Source organism: Methylobacterium sp. J-043 (genome assembly GCF_022829505.1).
In the GTDB taxonomy this organism is placed as follows: domain Bacteria; phylum Pseudomonadota; class Alphaproteobacteria; order Rhizobiales; family Beijerinckiaceae; genus Methylobacterium; species Methylobacterium extorquens_A.
Genome location: NZ_JAKSYB010000025.1, coordinates 1 through 25139 on the forward strand (window position 1 = coordinate 1; position 25139 = coordinate 25139).

The window sequence follows — 25139 nt, forward strand, 5'->3', positions numbered from 1 at the left end:
TTGATTTTTAACAAATTTTCAATCATCCCATGTTAACCTAAGATAGTTCAACGAGGCCCTTGGTAGTTCTATGCTGCGAAACTCTAAGATACTGATTAAGTCGGTTGTTCCACTCTTAATCATGGCTGCCGTCCCGTGGGAGAACGGCTATTGCGAGAGCTTCAACGCGAAGCTGCGGGATGCACTCCTCAACGGCGAGGTGTTCTACACCCTCAAGGAGGCCAGCGTCGTGATCGAGCAATGGCGGAGGAACTACAACAGCATCCGGCCGCACTCGTCGCTCGGCTATCAGTCACCTGCGCCCGAGGTCGTCATCTGGCCAACCGAACCGAGCGGCTCAGGGCCGCTCGCTCACCCCGCCATCGTCACGCGACCGACGATGCACTAACTTCGAACCTGGGCCACCGAATGGGGGCAGGCCAGGGATGGTCTAGTTTGCCGATGCGATGACCTTCGCCGTCAGCGGCGAGACCGGCACGTCCGCCCGCCAGGCTGATCCGGACCGGGCCGGGTCGTAGCCGGCTTGGTAGAGGCTGCGCATGTAGGCCGTGTCGAAGCCGCGCGCGGTCGAGGTCCGCGGCGCGTCGTCGTCGATGTAGGTGAGGTGGAAGCCGATGTTGTTGGCCCGGGAGAAGGCGTAGGTCGCCGCAAGGCTCGCGCGGCTGCGGGCCTGGCTGCCCGTTGCGACCGTCTGCTCGACGATGGAGAGCGTGTCGTTCCTCACCAACTCGAAGTCGGGTTCGACCCTGCCGTTCATCAGGACGTAAATGTTGGATTTGCGCGGGACCGATCCGGCCCGGCCGCCGCGCACCAGGAACGCCTGCGGCACGGTGAAGACCGGTGTCACCACCGAGCCGTCGACATGAAGTTCCTGGAAGGCGCGGTCGCCGGTCCGCACGTCGAGCAGTTGAGGCGGGAACACCGCAGGAATGCTGGCGGAGGCGGTGAGCGCATCCCGGAACAGCGTCACGGCGTTGGGGGCGCCGCTCGCGGCGATAGCACCCATGTTCCAGATCATCGCGCGCTTGGCGTCGAGATTGGTCGTCACGACGAGCAGGCGGCGACCCTTGGCATGCTCGGTGGCGACGGCGGCGAGAAGGTCCGGCGTGACGTAGCGTCCGACGAGATCGCGCAGGCGGTCGTCGCCGAACAGCCCGGAACCGAACAGCACGTTCACGACACTCGGGTCCTTCACCAGGTTGCCGGCGACGCCGCTGGTGTAGATCTCGGTCAGCACCGGATCGTAGTCCGGCCCGAGAAAGGCGAACGGCGCGATCAGGGCGCCCGTGCTCACACCGGAGACGAGGCTGAACTCGGGGCGGGTGCCGGTCGCGGTCCAGCCGTTGAGCACCCCGGCCCCGAAGGCGCCGTCGCCGCCCCCGCCCGATAAGGCGAGGTAGGAGAAGGGGCGGTTGCGTACCGACTTGTCAGACAGCATCGCAGTGAATGTTTCGACGGACGCGTCCGAGTAGGCGCGGGCGCCGGGGATGCCAGACACCTGCCCGGCCGCGGACTCGCCCGAGCCATAGGCAATGCGGGGTACGGAGGCGCACCCTCCCAGCGATCCGGCGACCGCCGAGACGAGGGCTATGCGCGACAGGCTATGGCGGCGGGGGAACGTCATAAGGTTTCCTAAGGTACCCAAGGCGGCGCCGGGCTTCGAACGAGCAGAACGGCCGGCTCAAAGGGGGGGCGGGATGAGCCGGCCGTCGCACCACGCGGCCCAACAGGCTTGGGACGCGCGATCCATAAAAATCCAGGGTTCTTCGACAAACGCGATATCGAAGATGATCATCAGATCGAAGCTTTCACTATCTTGGCAAATATCTATCGTAGAATTTTTACTATATTTCAAATTAGAACATGGTAAATCAGATGGCAATTAGCGCCATGAACAAAAATGCAATGAACAAGTAAAAGATCTTCATGTCACGAATCACATATGGTCGAGATCTGGTTTTTCGGATGGCTTGATCCCGGATTTTCCACCTGGGAACTCCCTGGATTTGATTTCCGAACTTCGGCTGCCCGGAAGGGGGTCCGCCCGGACCCCTGTGTCGAGCGTCGTTCGAGCGAGCGGCGTTTCATCACTCCACGAGCGCCACGCGCTCCGGGCCCAGGCCCCAGCCGAGGCCGAGGCTCTTCTGAAGCGCGACGTAGGCGTTGGTGTACTCTGCTTGCGCCTGGGCGAGGCTCTGCTCCGCCTGGAGGCGCTGGCGCTCGACGTCGAGGACGTCGATGGTGCTGATCGTGCCGGCGTCGTTGCGCTGGTCCGTCAGCATCGAGGCCCGACCGGCCGACGCGTTGGCCCTGGCGAGGCGCGCCACGGTGGCGCGCTGATTGCCGTAGCGCGAAAGCGACGTCTCGGCGTCCTGCATCGCCTGCAGCACGGCCTGCTCGTACTGGGCCAGCGCCACGTCCGTCCCGGCCTCGGACTGCCGGATCTGAGCAAGGGTGCGTCCGAAGTCGAGGATACTCCACGACAGGGTCGGCCCGAGGTTGTAGGTCGAGGCCGCGAGCGAGCCGATGGAGCCGATGTTGGGCGAGACCCAACCGGCGTTGCCGATCAGATTCACGCGTGGGAACAGCCGGGCCACCGATTGCCCGATCTGGGCGTTGGCGGCGGCGAGTTCACGCTCGGCCCGACGGATGTCCGGACGCCGCCGGATCATGGCAGCGGGGTCGCCGATGGCCACCACACGCGGCGGCATCGGCACCGCACGCGGCGGCTTCAGGAGGTCATCGACGGCGCCCGGCTCCCGCGTGATCAGGACGGCGATCTGGCTCAGGGACTGGTCGATCTGGGCCTGGAACGCCGGGGCCTGCGAGGCGGTGGTCTCGAACTGGGTGCGCAGGCGCTCGACGTCGAGCGACGACGCCGCGCCGCCGCCGAGCCGTTGCTCGCTCAATCTGACGGCTTGGCGTTGCAGACCCGCCGCCCTCTGTGTCAGCGCAAGACGCCTCTGAGCCCCGCGCAGGGTGACGTAGGCCTGCGCGACCTCGGCCGCGACCTGCACCTGCGCGTCGGCGAGCGCCGCCTCGGCGGCCTCGCCCTGGGCTGCCGCCTGCTCGATGGCACGCTGCTTGCCGCCGAAGATGTCGATCTCCCAGGTGGCGTCGAAGCTCGCGTTGTACAGGTCGATGTTCAGCGACTTCGGAACGGGGGCCCCGGATGCACCGGCGCCCAGGCCGCTTCCGACGAAGTCCCTGACGGGGAGCTGATTGTTCAGCGCGAAGGTGTTCGCCGAGATGCTCGGGGCGAGGTCGGCCGTCCTTTGGCCGAGCATGGCACGGGACTGACGCAGGCGAGCCGAGGCGATCTGAACGTTCGTGCTGGAGGCAAGCGCCTCCTCGACGAGGTCGCTCAGCACGGGGTCCCGCAGGGCGATCCACCACCGTGCCGGCGGGTCGACCGGAACGGCGGTCCGCACCGTGGCGGCCCGTACGAACGGTGCTCCGGTGGTGGCACGGGGCGCGGCGTCCGGGGCGCCCGCGTAGTCCGGACCGACGACGCAGCCGCCGAGGAAGGCCGCGACCGTCGCGGGCGCCGCGGCGCCGAGCAGGGTTCTGAGGGTCATGACGCGGTGACTCAATGCATCGCGACCGGACCGCCCTTGGGCAGCGGACGCAGGAACAGGACGAGGGGAATGACCACCAGCATGATCACACCGAAGACGAAGAAGAGGTCGGAGAAAGTCATCACCAGCGCCTGGGTGTCGACGACCTGCTTCAGGCCTGCGAGGGCCTGACGCATGCCGTCGGGGCCGCCCGCACCGCCCATCGCGTTCAGGCGATCCTGAGCCAGAACGGAGTTGGCGTTCACGGATTCGAGCAGGCGGTCGGTGTGGAGGTCGTTCCGACGCTCCTGAAGGGTGGTGATCAGGGCGAGGCCGAAGGAGCCGCCGAGGTTGCGTGCGCCGTTGAACAGGCCGGAGGCGTCGTTCGCCTTCTCGGGCGGGACTGACGTCGTCGCGGCCTGGTTGAGGAACAGCAGCGAGAAGCCCTGACCGAGCCCGCGCAGGAGTTGCGAGACCACGAACTGGCCGCCCGCGTCGTCGGTGGTGAGACCGGAATCGAGGAAGCAGCTCCAGCCGTAGAAGATCAGGCCGAGGGCGACGGCGATCCGCACGTCGATCACGCGGATCAGGAATGGGAAGAAGGGCAGCATCATCAGGGTCGGCACACCCGAGAGCAGCACGATGTGCCCCGCCTGCTCGGCGTTGTAGCGCGGCACCTGCGCCAGGAACTGGGGGATCAGGTAGAGGATGCCGTAGAGCCCACCGCCGACCGCGAAGCTCATCAGGAACACGCTGCCGAAGGCCCGCTTGCGCAGAAGGCTCATGTCGATCACCGGGACTCTTGCGGTGAGTTGCCCGATGGCGAGCAGGACGAAGCCGAAGGCCGCTGCCACGCTCAGCGAGACGATGAGGTTCGAGTCGAACCACTGCTCGCGCTGACCGTCCTCCAGCACCACGGTGAGGCAGCCGAGGCCGATGATGAGGCCGAGGATGCCGAACCAGTCGCCTTGGAATATCTGCGCCGGTTGGGCCTTCTCGTGCGGCAGGCCCACGAAGAGCAGGACGAGAAGGCCGAGGCCGATGGGGACGTTGATGAAGAACAGGTAGTGCCAGCTCGCGTTCTCCGTGAGCCAGCCGCCGATGACGGGACCGACGACAGGGCCGAGCACGGCGGTCATCCCGAAAAGGGCGACCCCGATGGGTTGCTTCTCCGGAGGCAGGCGCGTCGCGACGATGGTGAGCGCCGTCGGGATCATGCCGCCGCCGGCCAATCCCTGGCCGACGCGGCCGATGATCATCATGTCGAGGTTGGTCGCCACCCCGCACAGCACCGAGAAGCCGACGAACAGGATGGTGCACGTGACCAAGAAGTTGCGCAGGCCGAAGACGCGTTCGAGCCATCCCGTGAGCGGGATGATGATGATCTCGGCGACGAGGTAGGACGTCGAGATCCACGTGCCCTCCGAGCCGCTGGCGCCGATCTCGCCCTGGATGGTCGGCAGGGCGGCGTTGACGATGGAGGTGTCGAGGGTCGCCATCAGCGCGCCGATGGTCCCGGCTGCGACGGCAAGCCAGGCGGCGGCGTCCGCCTTGGCCGGAGGGGTGTGGTGCTCGCTCACGGACGGGCGCCCGCCGAACGCGCCCGGCCGACCTGTCCGCCCGGTCCCACCTGTGCCACGGGCTCTTCGGCCTCGCCGTCCTCCTCGTCCTTCTCCTCGTCGGTCGCCGCGCGTGTATCGACCGTGACGACGACGCTCAGCCCGGGAACCAGGACCTTGCGGGCCTCGGAGCCGGCCTTGAACCGGATGCGGACCGGCACGCGCTGTACGATCTTGGTGAAGTTGCCGGTGGCGTTCTCGGGCGGGATCAGCGCGAACTGTGCGCCGGTGCCCGGCGAGAAGCTGGCCACGCGCCCCTGCAGGTCCCTACCCGAGAGGGCGTCGACGGCGACGGTCACCGGCTGCCCGATCCGCATCAGGCCGACCTGGGTCTCCTTGAAGTTCGCGTCGATGTAGAGGTCGTCGACCGGCACGACGCTCATCAGGCGCGTACTGGCCTGGACGTACTGGCCGACCCGGGCGGTCAGGTCACCAACTCGGCCGGCGATGGGACTTTTGATCGTGGCGTGGCCGATGTCGATGCGGGCCCGTAGCAGCCCGGCGCGGGCCTGATCCACTGCGGCCTTGGCCTGGACCACTGCAGCCTTCAGGGTGTCGACCTGTTTCGTGGCCGATAGCAACTGGGCCTTGTTGACCTCGACCTGAGCGTCGTTCTGCTCGGCTTGGCTACGATACTGGTCGAGCTTTTCCACGGTGTCGGCGCCCGATGCCGCGAGCGGCTTGTAGCGCCGGACCTGCTCGGCGGAGAACCGAGCGTTGACCTGCGAGACGGACAGCTGTGCCTTGGCCTGGTCGATCTGCGCCTGCTGCCGCGAGAGCTCGGTCTCCGCGCGGGCGACGTCGGCTTGGCGCACGTCGACCTGAGCCTGCTGCTCCGTGAGCCTCGCCTGGGCCTCGCCGTCGTCGATGGTCATCAGGATCTGGCCTGCAGCCACGACTTGGTTCGCCGACACCGGAAGCGAGGAAACGTACCCCGAGACCTGGGGAGAGACCGTCACCTGATCGGCCTTGATGTAGGCGTTGTTGGTCTCCTGGAAGAACCGGCCGACCGTCCAATACCGGTATGCCCAGATCCCGGTGCCGACGATGGCAGCGATCCCGATGACCGCGAGCAGAACCTTCACCCAGGTCTTCTTCAGAGGCGACGGCTTCTCGGCATCCTCCCGCTCGCCATCGGCCTTCGACGCGGTGTCGCCCGCAAACTTGTCGTCACTGCGCGGCCCGCGTTCAGCGCCATCGTGGCTCCGCGTCTGGGAACGGGTCTCCGAGTCCTGCTCAGCCACTGCCATCGTACGTCCGCCACGCGACCGAATTATATGAAACGAAGTCGTTCCCTAATCTCGTTCTGCATGGCGCGCAATTCAAATTCGTAGGCTGATGCGTCCCTGTTCATGGGTGATTCGGCACTACCTAGGGGGATCCCCTTCCGTTAGGGAAAGGCGACCGCTACGTTTCCTGCAAGGGAGGAGCGACATCGATGTCTACGGAGTCAGCGTTGGCGGCGCCCCAGAGGCGTGTCGGGCGCCCTGCGCGCGGGACGGAGGGCGAAGCAACCCTGCGGATCTTGGATGCTGCCACCCCGATCTTCCTGTCAGAGGGGTTCGAGGCGGCCAGCATCGACGCCATCGCGACTGCGGCAGGAATCTCGAAGAAGACCTTCTACGTCAGGTTCGGATCGAAGGCAGACCTGTTCGAGGCCGTTTGCGTGCGCTTTATCGAGCAGCGCATACCGGCCATCGCGCGTGAAGCGGCCCACGATGGTCCTGTTGGCGAACGTCTGCACAGGCTCGCCCTGGCGACGCTGCAGTCCGCATTGGTTCCGGACGTCGTCGCGTTCCAGCGGATCATCACGGCGGAGGCCAAGCGCTTCCCGCAGTTCGCCCACGCGATGTGCGACTTCGGCCAGTCCCGAATCCACGCCATGATCGAGCACTGCCTGGAGGCCGGCGTGCGGACCGGCCAGATCGTGGTCGAAGACGTCCGCTTCGCGGCCAACTACTTCCTCAACGCGACGATCCGACAGCCGCTCGACATGGCGGTCCTCGGCCTGGAACGACCCGAGATGACCCACCTCAAGCGGGAGGCACTGAAGCGCAACGTCGAGATGTTCCTGCGGGGCGTCCGCCCGTAAGGCGCGGCGGGCCGACCGGCATCTGAAACGCCTGCCGACAGCAGCGGCGGGCCGGCGATCCGCGCGTCCGGTCCGGATCCGAGCCGTACACCGAGTGGCATTCAGCGCTGCAAGGCGGCCATGCTGTCGCGACAAATCATCATGTCGCTTCCTTGCGCGACGAAGCCGGCCATCATCCGCACGTCGTCCGGCTGCCGTGGGCTTGCGGCGACGAGGCCGGCTTCCCGCTTGAGCCGCTGATTGCAGCCGCAGGTCGGCAAACCGACATCCGGGGTGCAGGCGTCGTGACGCATGCAGGCCGCGTCGAGGGCGTCGATAGGCGTCACTCCAGGACCGTCGTTGCCTGGGCCGCAGTAATGGCCGTGGATCAGGAGCTTGGGACGCGCGGTCTGCGCGTGGAACTCCTGGGCACCGGCGGGCACCGTAAGGGCGATGGCGAGGATCGGCGCGAGCAGGCCGGCAAGTCTGTGAAGGCGCATGGGACCAGTCCGTTCGGTGCCGCACCATGCAAGCACCGGATTTGGCCACCCAACATTTAGTAAACCTCATCGTTCCATTGGATGACGGCATTCTACCATGCGTTTGACGGGTGGGCAGAGCCCATGATCTGCGGCAGGCCAAGCTTGCCCCACTAAATACCTACCAGATCGTGAGGTAGCGATCCAACGTGCCATTTTATATGGAACGATTGCGTATCCGGTCTGTTGTGGCACCCGAGGCATCCCGGGACCGGCCTGTGGCCCTCTCGCCCCCGCACTCGCAACCCCTTCAGGACGTCGCAGACATGACCACGAACGCACGTGTTTCCCTCGCCGCAGCCGCCCTCGCGCTGAGCATCGCGGGTCTCGGCTCCGCCAATGCCCAGGTCGTCGGCCTCGGTTCCCCCTCGGTCAACACCGGTGTCTTCCGCGCGGAGGCCCTGCGCAACGACGCCTACAGCATCGAGGCGGGCCGCATTGCCCTGTCCCGCTCGCACGACCCGAAGGTCCGTCGCCTCGCGCAGCGCTCGATCGCCAACCGGCAGGCGACCACGGACGCGCTGCTTCCGACCGGCGCCTCGCTCTCGGCCGGCGGCATCGTCGTCGATGACCGCGCCCTGCCGCTCGACGCGCCGTTCGCGGTCATCGGCACCCCCGTCGCGGCCGTCGGCGCGGCGGTCGGCGTCCCGGCCGTGGTGAATGCCAATCGGGCGGAACCCGGCAAGCGCGTGGCCCTCGATCCCGCTCGCCAAAAGATGCTCGCGAACCTGAACGCCGCCGACGGTCGTGATTTCGACGCCGTCTATTCCGGCCAACTGGCAGCCGCCAACGCCGAGAACGTCAGGCTCTATCGCGGCTACGCCCGGACCGGCGACAGCGCCGCCGGCCGCCAGTTCGCGACCCAGGCCCTGCCGATGCTGGAGGACACCCGCGAGGACGGCGCCGTCCTGCATTCCCGCAAGGTGAATGGCGGCGCCGAGGACTGAAGCCTCCACGTTCTCCGTCGGGGCGGCGCCGGGGATCCGTGTGCCGTCCCGTTCGGGTGCCCCGTCAGGATGCAGGGCCGAACGACGAAGAGGTGGAACGCGTGATCCTCCCGAAGCTGGCACTGGCGATCCTGATCGGTATCGCCGCCTTCGCCTGCTCGGCGGACGAGGCCGAACAGGCAGCCCTGTGCCGGGGCGACGTGATGCGGCTGTGCATGGGCGAGATCCCGGACCAAGACCGGATCGGGTCGTGCAGGAAGGCCAAGCTGGCCAGCCTCAGCCCCGGCTGCAAGACGGTGTTCGTCAGAGGCCTGCAGGAAGCGGGCGCCCAACGCACGGCCAGAGTTCGTTGAAGGTATGGCCGTGCATGAGGGTGGGGCATCACTTCGGACGCCAACGAACGAGCGTAAGGTTGCAGACTTCGGGGGCGTACGCCCATTCGCGCAACTTGTCCGACCGCAAGGACAGGATCGGCTCAAGTCGATGTGCGGCGGCGTTTCAGCGATCGTCGACGGCAACCCGTCCCGCGTCCCGACCGGCTCCCTTGCAGGTAACCGGCGAGCATGCCTGGCTTGCCCTACTCCAGGCACGTTCGATGACCTTGACGGAGCATGACATCGCATCTGTCCTGGGGGGGCGGGACCCCACCGCTCTGGTGCCCCCTAGACACGGCGAAGATGCGCTCGAATACGGCAGCCGACGGGACGGTGATCGGCCGAGGGCAGCCCGATCGACCCGAAGAAGGGGGCCAGCCCATTCGAATGGCTCTACTCAAGAGGCGGCACAGCCTTCAGGCGTCGAGGAAGGCGACGGTCTTCCGCGTGAAGGTCTCGTGGTTCTGGAAGATGCCGCCGTGGCCGGCATCCTCGTAGAAGACGAGCTCGGCGTCCGGCAGCCGTCGCGCCATGTCCGCGGAGTTGGCACTTGGCACCATGACGTCTCGGTTGCCGTTCACGACGAGGACGGGCCGCGCAATGCCTCCCAGGTCCTGCGGCGCCTGGCGACCCCAGGCCTGGATCGCCTTGAGCTGCCGTAGGAACGCTCCCATCCCGACCGGCGTGTCCCGATCCGCCGTGCGCTCCTTCAGCCGTCCCAGGAACGCCTTGGCGGCCTGGCGGCTGGGCTTCGATGCCGTGAAGAACAGGTACGTCTTCGGATCCCGGAAGGTCAGGAGCCCCTTCAGGATGAGCGGCCAGGACACCGCCCCGACCCTCTCGATGCCTGCGCCCCCGGCGGGGCCGGTCCCGGCCAGGATCAGCCGACGCACGAGGGTCGGCTCGCGCAGCGCGACTTCCTGCGCCACGAAGCCTCGGAGCGAGAAGCCGAGGATGTCGACGTGGTCGAGCCCGAGCGCGCGGATCGTCGCCACCGTGTCCGAAGCTATTTCCACCACGGTGAGCAATGGCTTGCCACCCGAGGCGCCGATGCCGCGATAGTCTAGGGCGACGACCGGACGGCCGGCAGCGAGCCCGTCGACGATGCGGGGGTCACGTTGTCGAGGTTCGCGCCCCAGTGGTTGAGCAGGATCACCGGGACGCCGGTAGCGAGTCCGAGTTGCCGGTAGGCGAAGGTCGTGCCGACGGCCTGGACGCTGCGGGTCGGAACGTCGACCCACCGTGTCGCGGGGTCGGCGAACCGGGAAAGCGGCATGTCCATAACAGGCATCCTCCTCAACGGATCTCGACCACGACCTTGCCCTTGGATCTTCCGCCCTCAAGATCGGTCAGGGCCGCGTCGGTCGCTGCGAACGGGACCACCCGGTCCATGACCGGGCGGATGGTGCCGGCCTCGATCAGCGCCGCGATCTCGGCCAGCTGCGCTCCGTTCGCCCGCATGAACAGGAACGCATAATCGATGCCGCGTGCCTTGGCCCTGCGGCGGATGCTCAGGCTCAGCAGGCTCATGACCTGCGCGAGGAACCAGTTCAGCCCCTGTGCCTTGGCGAAGGCCGGGTCCGGCGGGCCGGAGATCGAGATCAGCCTTCCGCCCGGCCTGAGTACGTCCAGCGACTTCCGCAGCGTGTCGCCGTCGAGGCTGTTCAGAACGACGTCGTAGCCGGACAGCACCTTCTCAAAATCCTGGCGCTTGTAATCGACGACGACATCGGCCCCGAGGTTCCTGACAAGGTCGGCATTCCCGGCGCTCGCGGTGGTCGCGACCGTGGCGCCGAGGTGCTTGGCGAGCTGGATGGCGAAGGTGCCGACGCCGCCGGATCCGGCGTGGATCAGCACCTTGTCGCCACGTTTGACCTTGGCGTGCTCGACCAGGACCTGCCATGCCGTCAGGCCGACGAGGGGGATCGAGGCCGCCTCGGCCATGGAGAGGTTCTTGGGCTTGAGCGCCACGTCGGTCTCGTCAACGGCGATGCGCTCCGCGAGGGTGCCGATGCGACCGTCGCGGGGCCGGGCGTAGACCTCGTCGCCCGCCTTGAAGCGGCGCACGCTCGACCCGACCCGGATGACGGTGCCGGCAAGGTCGTGCCCTAGGACGAAGGGTGGCTTGTACGGCAGGAGGAGCTTGAACTCGCCGCTGCGGATCTTGGCGTCGAGGACGTTGAGCCCCGCCGCCGCGATCTCGATCAGGACGTCGCCTGGGCCCACCGTGGGTTCAGGCAGATCGCCCATGCGGAGCGGCTGCTTCTTCTTGTATCGGTCGAGGATGAACGCCTTCACGGGCCTACGGTCTCCGATTTTTGGGGGGAAGATTCACGCGACGGAGGCGTAGCGCGGTGCGGCGTGAATCTGGGCGAAGCCTGGGATCATCGCCTGTCGAGCGGCCTGGAAGGCGTCCCACTGCCCGGCGTCGTGAAGCGGCGGGATCGTCACCGGCTCGCGGCGGTCGAACCCGGCCAGTGCGGCGTCCACGAGGTCGCCGACCTCCATCATCGGCGGCAGCGTGGCGGGGTCTGCTCCCGACCGGCTCCAGATCTCGGTCCGGGTGGCCGCGGGCAGCACGGCCTGCACGTACACCCCCTTGGGTGACAATTCGTGGCTCAGACCCTGGGACAGGAACAGGACGAAGGCCTTGGTCGCGCCGTAGACCGACATGCCGAACTCCGGGACCAAGCCAACCACGGAGCCGATGTTGACGATGGCGCCCGCACCGGCCTTGGCGAAGCGGGGCGCGACCGCGCTAGCGAGCAGGACCAGCGTCGTCGTGTTCAGGGTCACGAGCCGTTCGACGTCGTCGGTGGCCTGCTCGATGAAGCTGCCGCCGACGTTGGCGCCGACGTTGTTGACCAGGATGCCAATGCGGTCGTCGTCGCGCAGCCGCGTCTCGACGGCCCGGACCTGATCCGGAACGGTAAGGTCGGCCGGCAGGACGTCAACGGCAACGCCGTGCTCACATCTGAGCCGGTCGGCGAGGTCATCCATCCGTGCCTTGTCGCGGGCGACCAGCACGAGGTCGTGCCCACGTCGGGCGAAGCGGTCGGCATAAGTCGCCCCGATCCCGGTCGATGCCCCCGTGACGAGAACCGAACTGTTGGCTGTCATGGGACACGCCCTTTCCTGTCAGATCCATAATCATGATTGCGATCATGATTGAACTCAAATATGATGATGGTCATATTTACGTCAACGGGGTCGATGGGGAATTTTTGAGATGCGTGTCACGCAGGAGCAGATGCGGGAGAACCGTCGCCGCATCCTGGCGGCGGCGAGCCGCCTGTATCGCGACAAGGGCTACGATGCGGTCGGCGTCGCCGAGGTGATGAAGGCCGCCGGCCTGACGCATGGCGGCTTCTACGGTCACTTCGCCTCGAAGGAGGATCTGATGGCGCACGCCATCGCGCATGCCACGACCGAGGTGTCGGGCAGGGGCGGCGACCTGCGGACGTTCATCGGGAAATATCTGTCACCCGCGCATCGGGACGACGCCGCGGATGGATGTCCGATGGCAGCCCTGGCCGCCGACGTTCGTCACCGCCCGCCAGCGGCGCGTTCGGCCATGACGACGGGCATCCGCACGCAGATCGACCGGATGGTTCAGGCGGTTCCGGAGGGCGTCAGCGCCGACCGCCGCCGCGAGGCCATCGGCACCTACGCGGCTATGATCGGTGCGCTCATCCTGGCTCGGGCAGCCGATGACCCGGCGCTCTCGGACGAGATCCTCCAGCAGACCCACGCCTGGCTTGTCGACGGCACCAGCGAAGCGAGCGCCTCGACCGACACATAACCCCTCATACCAAATCCGTTTGATCCCTTCGGGATGGCGGATTTGGGCTTCGCTCAGGCGCCGCGCAGGCCCCACTGTCCAACATGGTTCGCCTGGAAAAGAGCACGCCCCAGATCTGGCGGGTCACGGTGTCCAACCCGCCCGTCAATCTCGTCGTCCCCGAAATGGTGTCGGCGCTGCATGCCGTCGTCTTGGAAACGGACGGTCCGAGGGGCGGCACCGGCAGGTAGCCTAGCCGCAAGTGAATGTCCGGTTTCGGGCGGTGCGCTGGTGGCCGCTCCTGGCACACAGCCGAACAAGCGGAGCGCGAACTCCTGCCTTCTTCCGGACCTCTGCTTGCGGCTGCACAGGTGTCCGCTACGAATCCAGCCGGTCTGGAAACGATCGCTTGTTGCTCTGGCTTGAGCTGCTCCGACGACAAGAAGATTCTGTACACATCAGATGAATGCGGTATCGCAATGTTCAGCCAAATTTATAAATAGTAGATTTATAGGACATGACCAACAACGCGGGTCCATAGATGCTATGCTTCATCAATTGCCGTGTATGCTATCGAAGAAAATTTTCGGTGCGCCGCGCATGAAGACGCCGACATCATCGGAGAGCGTCTGAGACAGATCTTCTGGGATCGGCCAGCCATAAACAAACTTTCGGATCGCGAGATAGAAGACCTTGCCGTGTAGGGCCCAGGCCGCCTCGGCCTCCCGCTCGGTCAAGGGAACCGCGGCGAAATCCGGCAGGCCGAGATCCGCCCGGAGTTCAGCGCAGATCGGATGGATGACGCGGTCACGCACGATCTCAAGATAGCGCGGAGCGATGTCGTAGCCCTTCAGCCCCGAGAAGACGAAGATGCGCACCCAGACATAGTCGAAGATCCTCCCGGCATACTCGCTATAGAAGCGCAGGATCCGCGTCTCCAGCGGTTGCGAGCGGTCCTGCACTAAGCCGCTCCAGGCCGGATTCCAGCGCTGCACGTAGACGTGCTCGTAGACACGGTCGAGCAGCGCTTCCTTGGTGGGGAAGTAGCGAAAGATTGCCGAGTGCGTGATGCCGAGGCTCTTGGCCAGTTCCCGTGTCTGACCGCCGAGACCGTGCTCGGCGAAAAACTGCGCCGCTGCCTCGACGATCTGCTGCTCACGCTGCGCCGCGGGGAGACGCCGCCGGCCAGTAGGGTCCAGCGTCGGCGGCTTCCCATCCGGGACATCCTCCAGGGTGGCGGGCGAATCCATGCTTCGTGACCGTTTGGTTATTTCGCTTGACGCGATCGTCCGCACTTGGATAGCTTGTAACCAAGCGGTCAACAACGATCGACCGCGGCGACATGCGGCCTGTGGGAGGGACGCTCATGAAGGCTCGTGCCTTCGATTACCGTCGCGTGGCAAGCGTGGCGGAGGCGCTCGACACCTATGCTGCCTGTGAAGGCGTGGCGCGCTTCCTTGCGGGCGGCCAGAGCCTGCTGCCGGCTCTGAACCTACGCCTCGACGCGCCCGACCTGCTCATCGACATCGGACGGATCGAAAGTCTGCGCGGCATCGCGCTTGAGGGCGACCGGCTGCGCATCGGCGCCCTCACGCGTCACGCTGAGACCCTGACCTCCCCGCTGATCGCCAAGCACGCCCCGCTCCTGACCCAGGCCGCGGCCTACATGGCGCATCCGGCGATCCGCAATCTCGGCACGATGGGCGGCAGCCTCGCCCTGTCCGATCCGGCCTCCGAACTGCCGGCCTGCATGCGAGCGCTCAGCGCCGAGCTCGAGATCACCGGCCGTGACGGTACCCGTACGGTCACGGCGGACCACTTCTTCCTCGACCTGTTCGAGAACGTGATCGAGCCCGGCGAGATGTTGACCGCGGTGCGCGTGCCGCTGCCCGTGCCCGGCACGCGGATGCGGTTCGAGGAAATCGCCCGGCGACGCGGTGACTACGCCTTGGTCGGCCTCGCGGCGCATCTCGTCCTCACCGGTGCGACGGTCGAATCGGCCCGCCTCGCCTTCTGCTCGGTCGGCCCAACGCCGATGCGGGCGCCAGCGGCCGAGGCCGCGCTGGCCGGCCGGCCGCTCGATGCGGCGGCGATTGCGGAAGCCAAGGCAGCGCTCGCCGAAGACCTCGCGCCGGACGAGGACGAGGGCTTCTCGGCGGCGGCCCGGATGCATCTCGCCCGCGTCCTGCTCGGCCGGGTGCTGTCCGCTCTGAGGGGACAAGAGTACGGCGAGATGGCGGCATGATCGAGCCGCAGCCCGTCACCGTCACCATCAACGGCGCCCGCGTCCACCGCTTCGTCGAGCCGCGGGTCTCGCTCGCCGACTTCCTGCGGCGCGATCTCGGCCTCACCGGCACCCATCTCGGCTGCGAGGTCGGCGCTTGCGGCGCCTGCATCGTCAATCTCGACGGACAGCCGGTCCATGCCTGCCTGATGCTCGCGGTGCAGGCGGACGGGATGCGGATCGACACAATCGAAGGTCTGTCGGATTCCGGCGAACTCGCCGAACTGCAGGCGGCCTTCCACGCCCGCAACGCCCTGCAATGCGGTTTCTGCACGCCGGGCATCCTCGTGGTCGCCCGTGACTTTCTCCGCGACTGCCGCGCCAGCGGACGCAGGCCCACGCGTGCGGCGATCCGCGACGCGCTCTCGGGCAATTACTGTCGCTGTACCGGTTACGAGGCGATCGTCGACGCCATCGAGAGCGTCGCGGGCGCAGCCCCGATGCGCGAGGATGCGGCGTGAGCGCGGCGACCGACAGCCCAACCCACCGCGGCGAGAAGGGCCGCTATATCGGCCGCGGCCTGCCGCGTCCGGGCGCCAAGCGCCTGCTGGCGGGGCGGGGCCGCTACACCGACGACGTGAGCCTGCCGCGCATGCTCCACGCCGCCTTCCTGCGCAGCCCCTACGCCCATGCCCGGCTCGGCGCCATCGACGTGTTGGAGGCCGCCGCGATGCCCGGGGTGCACCGGGTGCTGACGGGCGCGGATTTTTCCGCGATCTGCACACCGTGGGTCGGAACGCTCAGCCATTTCAAGGGCATGCGATCGGCGCCCCAACTGCCGCTGCCCCTCGAGAAGGTCGTCTGGGCCGGGCAGCCGGTGGTGATGGTGGTGGCCGAGACTCGCGCTGAGGCGGAGGACGCGCTCGAAGCGGTCCAGGTGGAGTTCGAGGAGCTGGAGGCGGTGGTCGATCTCGACGCCGCCCGGGCGCCCGACGCGCCCCGCATCGACGCGGACGCGACCGACAACGTCCTGTTCCGCACCCGCATCGAGTTGGGCTCGACGGCGGAGGCCTTCGCGGGAGCGCAGAGCGTCGCGGTCGATCTGCGCTTCGGCCGGCACACGGCGGTAACGATGGAGCCGCGCGCCACGCTCGCCGATTTCGACCCGAGCGAGGAGCGGCTCACCGTCCACCAATCGACCCAGACGCCCTACCAGTTCCAGGATCTCTACGCCCGCCATTTCGGCCTGTCCGAGGCGCGGGTGCGGGTGATTGCGCCCGATGTCGGCGGCTCCTTCGGTATGAAGCTGCACGTCTATCACGAGGACATGGCGGTGGTGGGCGCGAGCCTCCTGCTCAAGCGTCCGGTGAAGTTCACCGCCGACCGGATGGAGGCCTTCGCCAGCGACATCCACGCCCGCGACCACCGGGTGCGCGCCCGCCTCGCCTTCGCTCCGGACGGCACCCTGACCGCGATCGAGGTGGACGACGTGACCGGCGTCGGCCCGTTCTCGGCCTATCCGCGCACCAGCGCGGTCGAGGGCAACCAGGTCGTGCGCCTGATCGGCGCGCCCTACCGACTCACCGATTACCGCGCCGACCTCACCGTGGTGGCGCAGAACAAGGTGCAGATGAGCCAGTACCGTGCGGTCGGCCACCCGATCGCCTGCGCGGTGACGGAGCGTCTCGTCGATCTCGCCGCGGACCGGCTCGGCCTCGACCCGTTCGAGATCCGGCGGCGCAACTACGTGACCGACGACATGTACCCGCACACCACGCCGAGCGGGTACCGGTTCGAGAAGCTCTCGCTCGCGACCTGCCTTTCGCGGCTCCACGACCTGATGGACTATCCGCGCCTGCGCGTCGAGCAGGCCGCACTGCGGGAGAAAGGCGTCCATCGCGGCATCGGCATCGCCACCTATGTCGAGATCACCAACCCGACGCCCGCCTTCTACGGGGTCGGCGGCGCCCACATCTCGGCGCAGGACGGCTGCGTCCTCAAGCTGACGCCCGCGGGCGAGGTGCAATGCGCCATCAGCATCACCGAGCAGGGCCAGGGCAGCGAGGCCATCGTCGGCCAGATCGTCGCCGAGGGGCTCGGCGTCGACCGGGACTGCATCCGGGTGCTCACCGGCGACACCGAGACGACGCCCTCGGGCGGGGCCACCTGGGCCTGCCGCGGCGCCGGCATCGGCGGCGAGACCGCCCTCCAGGCGAGCGGCAAGCTGAAGCGGCGCATCCTCGAGATCGCCGCCGCGATCCTGCAGGCGGAGGCCAGCGCGCTCGACATCCGCGAGGGCGTGGTGACGAATGCCGACGGCGCGCCGCGTATGACGCTGAAGGAGCTGGCGAACCTCGCCTATTACCGCTCCGACCTGCTGCCGCCGGACGTTTCGCCGGCGCTGACGGTGGCGCACCACTTCGCCCCGCGCGGCTATCCCTTCGCCTTCACCAACGGCATCCACGGCAGCCTCGTCGAGATCGATGTCGAGACCGGCTTCGTCACCCTCCTCAAGCACTGGGTGGTTGAGGATTGTGGGCGGGTCATAAACCCGCTGTTGGTGGACGAGCAGATCCGCGGCGGCGTGGTGCAGGGGCTCGGTGCCGCCTTCTTCGAAGAGTGCCGCTACGGCGAGACCGGTCAGCTCTTGAATGGCTCGATGACCGATTACCTCGTGCCGATGGCCTGCGAGATGCCGGACATCGTGATCGCCCATGTCGAGACGCCGACGGGCGACACCGAACTCGGGGCCAAGGGTGTTGGCGAGGCCGGCACCGCCGCCGCCTCGGGTGCGGCGCTGAACGCCGTCAACGACGCCCTGCGCCCGCTGGGCGCCAGCATCTCGCAGCTGCCGATGACGCCCGAACGCATCTTGAGGGCGCTCGACGTGATCTGAGCGCGCTCATTCGACTTCGCGACGCGGGCCGCACGCATGAGCCCGCGCGACGACAGGGAGAGAACGATGATCCGACAGGGACCGGGATACAGCGCCGTCTCGCGCCGCACGCTCGTGCGGGGCATGGCTGCGGCCGGCGCGCTCGCCGGGATCGGCATGCCCTTCGTCGCCCAGGCGGCGGAGCCGATCCGCATCGGCTTCCCGACGCCGGTCACCGGCCCGTTCGGCGCCGAGGCCAAGGACCAGATCCGCTCGGCGGAGCTGGCCGTGAAGCAGTTCAACGAGGCCGGCGGCCTGAACGGTCGCATGGCCGAGCTGCTGGTGCGCGACGACAAGCTCAACCCCGGCGAGGCCGCGACCCGGACGCTGGAACTGATCGAGAAGGACCGGGCCCACTTCATCGTCGGCGCCCTGTCAAGCGCAGTGCAGCTCTCGGTCAACGAGATCACCCGCTCGCGCAAGGTGCTCTACATCTCGATCAGCCAGTCCGACACGATCAACGAGGCTAAGGACTTCAGCCGCCACACCTTCCACGAGGCTCTGAACCCGCACATGACCACCGCAGCGGTGGCTAAGCACGCCTTCAAGAAGGGCACGCGGGTCGCCTACCTCGTCGCCGACTACGCCTACGGCCACGAGATGCTGCGCGGCTTCAAGCGCGCGGCGGCCGCCATCGGGGCCGAGACGGCGGGCGAGATCCTGCACCCGTTCGGCGCGCCCGACTACTCGACCTTCATGCCGCGCCTGCGCTCGATGCGCCCGGACATCCTCTGCATCTGCAATTTCGGCCGCGACCAAGCCAACAGCATCAAGCAGGCCAACGATTTCGGTCTGAAGAAGGCCGCGCGGATCGTTGTGCCGGTGCTGCTGCACAACCAGCGCCTCGCGGGCGGTGCCGACGCCTTCGAGGGCGTGGTGGGTGCCAGCAACTACTACTGGCGTCTCGGAGAGACAGTGCCCTCGGCCAAGGCCTTCAACGACGCCTTCCGCGCGGCCTATGGCGGCGCACTGCCCACCGATTATGGCGCCTACGGCTACACGGCCGTGCGCTCCCTGCTGATGGCGGTGCAAGCGGCGGGCGACACCGACACGGACCGGGTGATCGCCGCGCTGGAGGCGCTGCAATACGACGTCGCCAAGGGCTCCGAGCGCTACCGAGCCTGCGACCACCAAGCGATCCAGTCGGTGCTCATCACGGAATCCAAGAAGAAGTCCGAGATGCAGGGCGAGGCCGACCTGTTCAAGATCCTTGAGGTCGAGCCGGGCGCGGAGGCGATGCTGCGCTCCTGCGACGAACTCGGCCACCGGGCCTGACAAGAGCGGGGGCGGCCATGGATCCGGGATTCCTCGACCTCGAACTCATCGCGATGCAGCTCTTCTCGGGCGTAGCGCTCGGCGCCGTGTTCGTGATGCTGGCGCTCGGCCTGTCGATCATCTTCGGCATGCTCGGCATCGTGAACTTCGCCCACGGCAACGTCTTCATGGTCGGCGCCTATGCGGGCGTGTTCGTGATGGAGCGCACGGGCTCATTCTGGGCCGCGCTGCTGTTTGGGCCGCTGATGGTCGGGGCACTGGGCCTCCTGATCGAACGCTTCCTGATCCGGCCGTTGGCCGGGCGTTCGCCGGACGATCCGCTGCTGCTCACCTTCGGGCTCGGCTACGTGCTGGTGGAGGGCGTCCGCATCCTGTTCGGCTCGGACGGCCTGCCCTTCGCCACGCCTGAGGAACTCTCGGGCGTGGCCGATCTCGGCATCGGCTTCTTTCCGATCTACCGGCTGTTCGTGGTCGGCGTGGTGGCGCTGGTCCTCGTCGCCCTCTGGTACGGGCTGGAGCGCACGCGGCTCGGCCTGATCGTGCGGGCCGGCGCCCGCGACCCCGAGATCCTGCGGGTGCTCGGCGTCGATATCCAGCGGCTCTGGCTCTGGGTGTTCGCGCTCGGTATCGCGCTGGCCGCGCTCGGCGGCGTGCTCGCCGCACCGATGCGCTCGGTGAATCCGGAGATGGGCAACGTCGTACTGGGCGAAGCCTTCGCCGTCACGGTGATCGGCGGGATGGGCTCGCTGATGGGCTCGGTCGTGGCCGGGCTGCTTGTCGGCATCGTGGTCTCGATGACCGCGCTCTTCGCCCCCGAGATGGCGAGCATCGCGATGTTCGCCTTCATGGCCCTGGTTCTGCTGGTCCGGCCGCAGGGCCTGTTCGGCAAGCCCGGCCTCGGCGTCTGAGGAGCCCCGCAATGCAGACCCTCGACCAGACCGTCGTCGCGGCACCGCCGAAGGTGCCGCGACGCTCGCCGATCGTCCTCGACGGCGTCTCGCGCTGGCGCGCGCCGCTTTCGATCCTCGCGCTGCTGGCGCTGCCCTTCCTGCTTCCCTCGCAGGCACTCGCGGTCAACGTGCTGATCTACGGGCTCTACGCCGTCGGCTACAACCTGCTCTACGGCTATACCGGCCTGCTCTCCTTCGGCCACGCCGCCTTCTTCGGCACGGGGGCCTACCTCACCGGGATCGGCATCGGCGCGTTCGGCCTGCACCCGCTGCTGGCGATGGCGCTGGCGGTCGTCGCCGCGAGCGGGCTGGCACTCGTCATCGGCACCGTGTCGATCCGCTCGCGCGGCATCTACTTCGCCATGGTGACGCTGGCGCTCGCCCAACTCGTCTACTACGTCGCGCTCCAGGCCTCCTCCTGGACCGGGGGCGAGAACGGTCTTCGCGGCTTCACGGTCTCGACCATCGACCTCGGGATCGTCTCCCTCAATATCCTGAACCCGCTGACGAAGTACCTCTTCGTGCTGGCCTTCGTCGGCGCGGCGCTCGCGCTGATCTCGCGTATCCTCGCCTCGCCCTTCGGCGCGGTGATCGAGGCGATCCGCGAGAACGAGACCCGGGCCCGCGCCTGCGGCTTCGACGTGGAGCGCACCAAGCTCCTCGCCTTCGTGCTGTCGGGCCTGTTCTGCGGCCTGAGCGGAGCGCTCTCGGCGATCCACCTCTCGATCGTGCCGCTGGACAGCCTCGCCTACCACACCTCCGGCACGGCGGTTGTGATGACGCTGGTGGGCGGCGCGGGCACCTTCTTCGGCCCCTTCGTCGGTGCCCTGACCGTGCTGGTGCTGGAGGACGTCCTGAGCCTCTGGACGCCGCACTGGCAGCTCGCGCTCGGCTCCGTCTTCATCCTGTTCGTGCTGTTCCTGCCCCGCGGCCTCTGGGGCACGGCGCTGGGGCGGCTCACCGCGTTGCGGGGGCGCCGATGAACCCTGTCTCGAACCCCATCCTCGAAGTCGAGAACCTCGGCCGGCGCTTTGGCGCCTTCACCGCCCTCGAAGGCGTCTCGGCTGCCTTCGGCGAAGGGCGCATCACCGCCATCATCGGCCCGAACGGGGCGGGCAAGAGCACGTTCTTCAACCTGCTCTCCGGCGCCCTCAAGCCGACGAGCGGGAGCTTGCGCTGCTCCGGCCGCGACATGAACCGTGTGCCCCAGGCGCGCTTTGCCCATCTCGGCATTGCCCGCTCCTACCAGATCACCAACCTGTTCCCGCGCCTGACTGCCCACGAGAACGTGCGCACGGCGATCCAGGCCCGCACCCGCCGCTACGATTTCTGGAGCCGTCGCGACGCGCTCACCGGACTCGGCACGCGCGCCGACGAGATCCTCGACGCGGTCGGCCTCTCAGGCCGCCGCGACCGGACCGCCGCCTCGCTCGCCCACGGCGAGCAGCGGGCCCTGGAGATCGGTATCGCGCTCGCCGCCGACCCGAAGTTGCTGCTGCTCGACGAGCCCACCGCTGGCATGGGCCCGGAGGAGACCAAGGAGATGGTGGCGCTGCTGCGCCGCCTGGGTGAGAGCCGCACCATCCTGCTGGTCGAGCACAAGATGAAAATGATCCTCGGCCTGTCCGAGAGGATCCTCGTGCTGCATCACGGCCGGCTCATCGCCGACGGGACGCCGTCCGAGATCCAGACCGACCGGGAAGTACGCCGAGTCTATCTCGGCCAGAGCGGCGGGTACGGCCATGCTTGAGATCGATCGCCTCGACGCATGGTACGGCCCGAGCCATGTCCTGCACGGCCTCTCCCTCAAGGTGCGGCCGGGTGAGATCCTGGCGCTGGTCGGCCGCAATGGCGCGGGCAAGACCACGACCATGAAGGCCGTGATGGGCCTGATCCCGAAGGTCGCCGGTAGCGTCCGCTTCCTCGGGGAGGATCTGCTCGGGCGCCCGGCCCATGCCCGCTTTCCGCTGGGCCTGGCTTACGTGCCCGAGGACCGACGCATCGTGCCCGGCCTCACCGTGCGCGAGAACCTGAAGCTCGGTCTGCTGCGCGCACCGGCCTCCATCAAGGAGGGACCGGCCATCGCCGAGATCGCCGAGACCTTCCCGCGCCTCGCCGAGCGGCTCGACCAAACGGCCGTGACGATGTCCGGCGGCGAGCAGCAGATGCTCGCCATCGCTCGCGCGATGATCGCGCGCCCCAAGCTGATCCTGCTCGACGAGCCCTCCGAGGGCATCATGCCGGTGCTGGTCGAGGAGATGGGTCGGCTGTTTGTGTCTCTGCGTGGGCGCAGCGTAACGCTGGTGCTTGTGGAGCAGAACGTCGAATGGGCGCTCAACCTCGCCGACCGCGCCGTCATCATCGATCAGGGCGCGGTCGTGCACGAGAGCTCGGCCGCGGCCCTTCGCGCCGATACCGCGATTCAGGATCGCTACTGCGCGGTCTGACCGCCACGACCCGTTACGGGAGGTAAGCCATGGATATCACAGGCGAGTACTGCATCGCGGCGCCGCGCGCGGCCGTCTGGGCCGCCCTGAACGACCCGGAAGTGCTCGCCCGCTGCATCCCCGGCTGCAAGGAGCTGACGCAGACCTCGCCCGAGGAGCTGGCCGCCAAGGTCGCCCTGAAGGTCGGTCCGGTCTCGGCAACCTTCGCCGGTACCGTGCGGTTCGAGGACCTCCGCGCCCCGGAGGGCTACACCCTGGTCGGGCAGGGCAACGGCGGCATGGCGGGCTTCGCCAAGGGCCGCGCCGTCGTCTCGCTCCGCGAGGAGGGTGCGGACACCGTGCTGACCTACGAGGCCAAGGCTGAGATCGGCGGCAAGATCGCCTCACTCGGCGGACGTCTGATCCAGGGGACCTCGCGCAAGCTCGCCGACCAGTTCTTCGGCACCTTCGCCGCCGAACTCGGAGCGCCCGCGCCCGCCTCCGAAGCGGCCGTCGCCGCCCCCTGAACGCCCCTTTCACCGAAGCTTCGAAGATCCACCGGCCCGCAAGGCTGGCACGGACAGGACAGAGCCATGCCTCAAGAGATTCCGCACTTCATTGATGGTGCCCGCGCCCCGGGCCGCTCCGGCCGCACCGCGCCGGTCTACAATCCGGCCACCGGCGAGGAGACCGGCGCGGTGGCGCTGGCGAGCCGCGACGAGGTCGAGGCCGCGGTGGCATCGGCCAAGGCCGCCTTCCCGGCCTGGGCCGCCACGCCGCCCCTGCGCCGCGCGCGCATCCTCAACCGCTTCCTGCGCATCATCGAGGAGCGCACCGACGAACTCGCTGCCGTCATCACCGCCGAGCACGGCAAGGTGCTTTCGGACGCCAAGGGCGAGATCCAGCGCGGGGCCGAAGTCGTGGAATTCGCCACCGGCATCCCGCAGCTTCTAAAGGGCGAGGTGACCGAGAATGTCGGCACTCGCGTCGACAGCCACTCCCTGCGCCAGCCGCTGGGCGTGGTCGCCGGCATCACGCCGTTCAACTTCCCCGCCATGGTGCCGATGTGGATGTTTCCCGTGGCGCTCGCCTGCGGCAACTGCTTCGTCCTGAAGCCCTCTGAGCGTGACCCGTCCACCGCTTTGCGGATGGCCGAGTGGCTCAAGGAGGCCGGCCTGCCCGATGGCGTGTTCCAGGTGGTGCAAGGTGACAAGGAGGCGGTCGACGCGCTCCTGCACAGCCCCGGCATCAGCGCGGTCAGCTTCGTCGGCTCGACCCCGATCGCCCGCTACATCTACGCGACGGCCACCAGTACCGGGAAGCGCGCTCAGGCGCTGGGCGGCGCCAAGAACCATATGATCGTCATGCCCGACGCCGATTTGGATCAGGCGGTCGATGCCTTGATGGGCGCAGCCTACGGCTCGGCGGGCGAGCGCTGCATGGCAGTCTCGGTGGCGGTGCCGGTCGGCGAGCGGACCGCCGACGCCCTGATCGAGCGGCTGATCCCGAAGGTGCGCGCCCTCAAGGTCGGCCCCGGCACCGACCCCGAGTCCGAGATGGGCCCTCTGGTGACGCGCCAGCACTACGATAAGGTGCGCGGCTACATCGACCAGGGCGTGGCCGAGGGGGCCGAGCTCTTGGTGGACGGGCGCGACCTCAAGCTCCAGGGCTACGAGGCGGGCTACTTCATCGGCGGCTCGCTGTTCGACCGGGTGACGCCGGAGATGCGGATCTACCGGGAGGAGATCTTCGGGCCGGTCCTGGCCGTGACTCGGGTGCCGGACTACGCCGCGGCCGCGCAGCTCATCAACGAGCACGAGTTCGGTAACGGCACCGCGATCTTCACCCGCGACGGCGACGCGGCACGCGAGTTCGCCCACGCGATCGAGGTCGGCATGGTCGGCATCAACGTACCGATTCCGGTGCCGATGGCGTTCCACTCCTTCGGCGGCTGGAAGGCTTCGCTGTTCGGCGACCACCACATGCACGGGCCGGAGGGCGTGCGCTTCTACACGCGCCTCAAGACCATCACGACCCGCTGGCCGACCGGCATCCGTACCGGCGCCGACTTCGTGATGCCGACCATGCAGTAACGCAGGCAGGTTGGCCGATACGCAGGAGGTCAAAAATTGGCCTCCTGCAGACTTTGATGCCTATCGCGAGCCTTCGCTTAGCGACCAACCCAAGAGCCTGACGTAACCTCGTGCTCATGCTGATCGCGTTCGAATAGGCGCGGGATCTGATGACGCTGGAAGCACTCTGTCCACCCCACTCGGGCAAATCGGTGAGCGGGGGCCAAGTCGTTCAGTCCGGCCTCCTAAAGCGCCGGGACCGACGAAATCATAGCGCGCCAACTCCTAACCCTTCTTGGGCCATCGGAAGGTCTGCATATCTGCAGTCCAATTGGCCTCGAAAGAGCGAGCATGGCTGCCAGCTTCCCG

23 protein-coding genes and 1 pseudogene are annotated in these 25139 nt (G+C 67.6%); 15 read left to right on the top strand and 9 right to left on the bottom strand.

Annotation, left to right across the window (positions count from 1 at the left end; all coding sequences use genetic code 11):
- The first annotated feature begins 70 nt into the window (after window positions 1–70).
- Window positions 71–388 carry an integrase core domain-containing protein gene (locus MKK50_RS01515; protein ID WP_499019892.1) on the top strand — a complete coding sequence of 106 codons (318 nt, stop codon included), beginning with the start codon at window positions 71–73 and terminating at the stop codon, window positions 386–388.
- 42 nt (window positions 389–430) lie between these two features.
- On the opposite strand, the gene MKK50_RS01520 is transcribed toward MKK50_RS01515, so the two are convergent.
- The 4 genes from MKK50_RS01520 to MKK50_RS01535 form a co-directional block, all read right to left on the bottom strand.
- A complete protein-coding gene (locus MKK50_RS01520; RefSeq protein WP_499019894.1) occupies window positions 431–1624 on the bottom strand; it encodes a patatin-like phospholipase family protein in 1194 nt (397 codons plus the stop codon).
- 463 nt (window positions 1625–2087) lie between these two features.
- Entirely contained in the window at window positions 2088–3578 is a 1491-nt protein-coding gene (locus MKK50_RS01525) for an efflux transporter outer membrane subunit (protein WP_499019896.1), read from the bottom strand.
- Window positions 3579–3589: 11 nt separating this feature from the next.
- Entirely contained in the window at window positions 3590–5137 is a 1548-nt protein-coding gene (locus tag MKK50_RS01530) for an MDR family MFS transporter (RefSeq protein WP_253368014.1), read from the bottom strand.
- Entirely contained in the window at window positions 5134–6426 is a 1293-nt protein-coding gene (locus MKK50_RS01535; protein ID WP_499019898.1) for an HlyD family secretion protein, read from the bottom strand. The genes MKK50_RS01530 and MKK50_RS01535 overlap by 4 nt, the downstream gene beginning before the upstream one ends.
- Before the next feature lie 275 nt (window positions 6427–6701).
- On the opposite strand from MKK50_RS01535, the gene MKK50_RS01540 reads away from it, so the two are divergent.
- Window positions 6702–7268 (top strand): TetR/AcrR family transcriptional regulator, encoded by a 567-nt coding sequence (locus tag MKK50_RS01540; RefSeq protein WP_499019900.1) that lies wholly within the window; start codon window positions 6702–6704, stop codon window positions 7266–7268.
- A gap of 101 nt (window positions 7269–7369) precedes the next feature.
- Here the strand turns inward: MKK50_RS01540 and MKK50_RS01545 are convergent, their stop codons facing one another.
- Window positions 7370–7747, bottom strand: coding sequence for a phospholipase A2 family protein (locus MKK50_RS01545; RefSeq protein ID WP_499019902.1), 378 nt, complete (start codon window positions 7745–7747; stop codon window positions 7370–7372).
- A gap of 305 nt (window positions 7748–8052) precedes the next feature.
- Here MKK50_RS01545 and MKK50_RS01550 point away from each other — a divergent pair, with 305 nt between their 5' ends.
- Together MKK50_RS01550 and MKK50_RS01555 are read left to right on the top strand one after the other, a co-directional pair.
- On the top strand, window positions 8053–8733 hold the full coding sequence (locus MKK50_RS01550; protein WP_499019904.1) for a DUF4142 domain-containing protein: 681 nt from the start codon (window positions 8053–8055) through the stop codon (window positions 8731–8733).
- 92 nt (window positions 8734–8825) lie between these two features.
- On the top strand, window positions 8826–9086 hold the full coding sequence (locus MKK50_RS01555; RefSeq protein WP_499019906.1) for a hypothetical protein: 261 nt from the start codon (window positions 8826–8828) through the stop codon (window positions 9084–9086).
- Window positions 9087–9523: 437 nt separating this feature from the next.
- Here MKK50_RS01555 and MKK50_RS01560 read toward each other — a convergent pair.
- The 3 genes and pseudogenes from MKK50_RS01560 to MKK50_RS01570 form a co-directional block, all read right to left on the bottom strand.
- Window positions 9524–10383 (bottom strand): annotated as a pseudogene (locus MKK50_RS01560) (alpha/beta fold hydrolase).
- Window positions 10384–10403: 20 nt separating this feature from the next.
- Complete coding sequence (locus MKK50_RS01565; protein ID WP_499019908.1) at window positions 10404–11405, bottom strand: NADP-dependent oxidoreductase; 1002 nt, start codon at window positions 11403–11405, stop codon at window positions 10404–10406.
- 33 nt (window positions 11406–11438) lie between these two features.
- The gene (locus MKK50_RS01570; RefSeq protein WP_499019909.1) at window positions 11439–12227 is read right to left on the bottom strand and encodes an SDR family NAD(P)-dependent oxidoreductase; all 789 of its coding nucleotides are present in this window, start codon (window positions 12225–12227) and stop codon (window positions 11439–11441) included.
- 109 nt (window positions 12228–12336) lie between these two features.
- On the opposite strand from MKK50_RS01570, the gene MKK50_RS01575 reads away from it, so the two are divergent.
- Window positions 12337–12909, top strand: coding sequence for a TetR/AcrR family transcriptional regulator (locus MKK50_RS01575; RefSeq protein WP_499019911.1), 573 nt, complete (start codon window positions 12337–12339; stop codon window positions 12907–12909).
- 533 nt (window positions 12910–13442) lie between these two features.
- Here MKK50_RS01575 and MKK50_RS01580 read toward each other — a convergent pair.
- Window positions 13443–14138 carry a TetR/AcrR family transcriptional regulator gene (locus MKK50_RS01580; protein ID WP_238509798.1) on the bottom strand — a complete coding sequence of 232 codons (696 nt, stop codon included), beginning with the start codon at window positions 14136–14138 and terminating at the stop codon, window positions 13443–13445.
- Between the two features lie 116 nt (window positions 14139–14254).
- Between MKK50_RS01580 and MKK50_RS01585 the strand changes: the two genes are divergently transcribed.
- From MKK50_RS01585 to MKK50_RS01630, 10 genes are all read left to right on the top strand, one after another.
- Window positions 14255–15133: an FAD binding domain-containing protein gene (locus MKK50_RS01585; RefSeq protein ID WP_499019913.1), complete on the top strand. Its 879-nt coding sequence runs from the start codon at window positions 14255–14257 to the stop codon at window positions 15131–15133.
- Window positions 15130–15633, top strand: coding sequence for a (2Fe-2S)-binding protein (locus MKK50_RS01590; protein ID WP_499019915.1), 504 nt, complete (start codon window positions 15130–15132; stop codon window positions 15631–15633). Before MKK50_RS01585 ends, MKK50_RS01590 begins: the two co-directional genes overlap by 4 nt.
- Window positions 15630–18008: a xanthine dehydrogenase family protein molybdopterin-binding subunit gene (locus MKK50_RS01595; protein ID WP_499019917.1), complete on the top strand. Its 2379-nt coding sequence runs from the start codon at window positions 15630–15632 to the stop codon at window positions 18006–18008. The genes MKK50_RS01590 and MKK50_RS01595 overlap by 4 nt, the downstream gene beginning before the upstream one ends.
- Window positions 18009–18074: 66 nt before the next feature.
- Window positions 18075–19322, top strand: coding sequence for an ABC transporter substrate-binding protein (locus tag MKK50_RS01600; RefSeq protein WP_253367995.1), 1248 nt, complete (start codon window positions 18075–18077; stop codon window positions 19320–19322).
- Window positions 19323–19339: 17 nt separating this feature from the next.
- On the top strand, window positions 19340–20230 hold the full coding sequence (locus MKK50_RS01605; protein WP_012252921.1) for a branched-chain amino acid ABC transporter permease: 891 nt from the start codon (window positions 19340–19342) through the stop codon (window positions 20228–20230).
- Between the two features lie 11 nt (window positions 20231–20241).
- Window positions 20242–21255: a branched-chain amino acid ABC transporter permease gene (locus MKK50_RS01610; RefSeq protein WP_499019919.1), complete on the top strand. Its 1014-nt coding sequence runs from the start codon at window positions 20242–20244 to the stop codon at window positions 21253–21255.
- On the top strand, window positions 21252–22022 hold the full coding sequence (locus tag MKK50_RS01615) for an ABC transporter ATP-binding protein (protein ID WP_499019921.1): 771 nt from the start codon (window positions 21252–21254) through the stop codon (window positions 22020–22022). Before MKK50_RS01610 ends, MKK50_RS01615 begins: the two co-directional genes overlap by 4 nt.
- Window positions 22015–22719, top strand: coding sequence for an ABC transporter ATP-binding protein (locus MKK50_RS01620; protein WP_499019924.1), 705 nt, complete (start codon window positions 22015–22017; stop codon window positions 22717–22719). The genes MKK50_RS01615 and MKK50_RS01620 overlap by 8 nt, the downstream gene beginning before the upstream one ends.
- A 29-nt stretch (window positions 22720–22748) precedes the next feature.
- The gene (locus MKK50_RS01625) at window positions 22749–23225 is read left to right on the top strand and encodes an SRPBCC family protein (protein ID WP_499019927.1); all 477 of its coding nucleotides are present in this window, start codon (window positions 22749–22751) and stop codon (window positions 23223–23225) included.
- A gap of 66 nt (window positions 23226–23291) precedes the next feature.
- Window positions 23292–24791, top strand: a complete 1500-nt coding sequence (locus MKK50_RS01630) for a CoA-acylating methylmalonate-semialdehyde dehydrogenase (protein WP_499019929.1) — start codon at window positions 23292–23294, stop codon at window positions 24789–24791.
- Window positions 24792–25139 lie beyond the last annotated feature (348 nt).

What these genes read in the sequence shown, in the direction of transcription:
- MKK50_RS01515 (WP_499019892.1), top strand. Translation starts at nt 71, where the DNA reads ATGCTGCGAAACTCTAAGATACTGATTAAGTCGGTTGTTCCACTCTTA.
- MKK50_RS01520 (WP_499019894.1), bottom strand. Translation starts at nt 1,624, where the DNA reads ATGACGTTCCCCCGCCGCCATAGCCTGTCGCGCATAGCCCTCGTCTCG.
- MKK50_RS01525 (WP_499019896.1), bottom strand. Translation starts at nt 3,578, where the DNA reads ATGACCCTCAGAACCCTGCTCGGCGCCGCGGCGCCCGCGACGGTCGCG.
- MKK50_RS01535 (WP_499019898.1), bottom strand. Translation starts at nt 6,426, where the DNA reads ATGGCAGTGGCTGAGCAGGACTCGGAGACCCGTTCCCAGACGCGGAGC.
- MKK50_RS01545 (WP_499019902.1), bottom strand. Translation starts at nt 7,747, where the DNA reads ATGCGCCTTCACAGACTTGCCGGCCTGCTCGCGCCGATCCTCGCCATC.
- MKK50_RS01550 (WP_499019904.1), top strand. Translation starts at nt 8,053, where the DNA reads ATGACCACGAACGCACGTGTTTCCCTCGCCGCAGCCGCCCTCGCGCTG.
- MKK50_RS01570 (WP_499019909.1), bottom strand. Translation starts at nt 12,227, where the DNA reads ATGACAGCCAACAGTTCGGTTCTCGTCACGGGGGCATCGACCGGGATC.
- MKK50_RS01575 (WP_499019911.1), top strand. Translation starts at nt 12,337, where the DNA reads ATGCGTGTCACGCAGGAGCAGATGCGGGAGAACCGTCGCCGCATCCTG.
- MKK50_RS01580 (WP_238509798.1), bottom strand. Translation starts at nt 14,138, where the DNA reads ATGGATTCGCCCGCCACCCTGGAGGATGTCCCGGATGGGAAGCCGCCG.
- MKK50_RS01585 (WP_499019913.1), top strand. Translation starts at nt 14,255, where the DNA reads ATGAAGGCTCGTGCCTTCGATTACCGTCGCGTGGCAAGCGTGGCGGAG.
- MKK50_RS01590 (WP_499019915.1), top strand. Translation starts at nt 15,130, where the DNA reads ATGATCGAGCCGCAGCCCGTCACCGTCACCATCAACGGCGCCCGCGTC.
- MKK50_RS01600 (WP_253367995.1), top strand. Translation starts at nt 18,075, where the DNA reads ATGATCCGACAGGGACCGGGATACAGCGCCGTCTCGCGCCGCACGCTC.
- MKK50_RS01605 (WP_012252921.1), top strand. Translation starts at nt 19,340, where the DNA reads ATGGATCCGGGATTCCTCGACCTCGAACTCATCGCGATGCAGCTCTTC.
- MKK50_RS01610 (WP_499019919.1), top strand. Translation starts at nt 20,242, where the DNA reads ATGCAGACCCTCGACCAGACCGTCGTCGCGGCACCGCCGAAGGTGCCG.
- MKK50_RS01615 (WP_499019921.1), top strand. Translation starts at nt 21,252, where the DNA reads ATGAACCCTGTCTCGAACCCCATCCTCGAAGTCGAGAACCTCGGCCGG.
- MKK50_RS01620 (WP_499019924.1), top strand. Translation starts at nt 22,015, where the DNA reads ATGCTTGAGATCGATCGCCTCGACGCATGGTACGGCCCGAGCCATGTC.
- MKK50_RS01625 (WP_499019927.1), top strand. Translation starts at nt 22,749, where the DNA reads ATGGATATCACAGGCGAGTACTGCATCGCGGCGCCGCGCGCGGCCGTC.
- MKK50_RS01630 (WP_499019929.1), top strand. Translation starts at nt 23,292, where the DNA reads ATGCCTCAAGAGATTCCGCACTTCATTGATGGTGCCCGCGCCCCGGGC.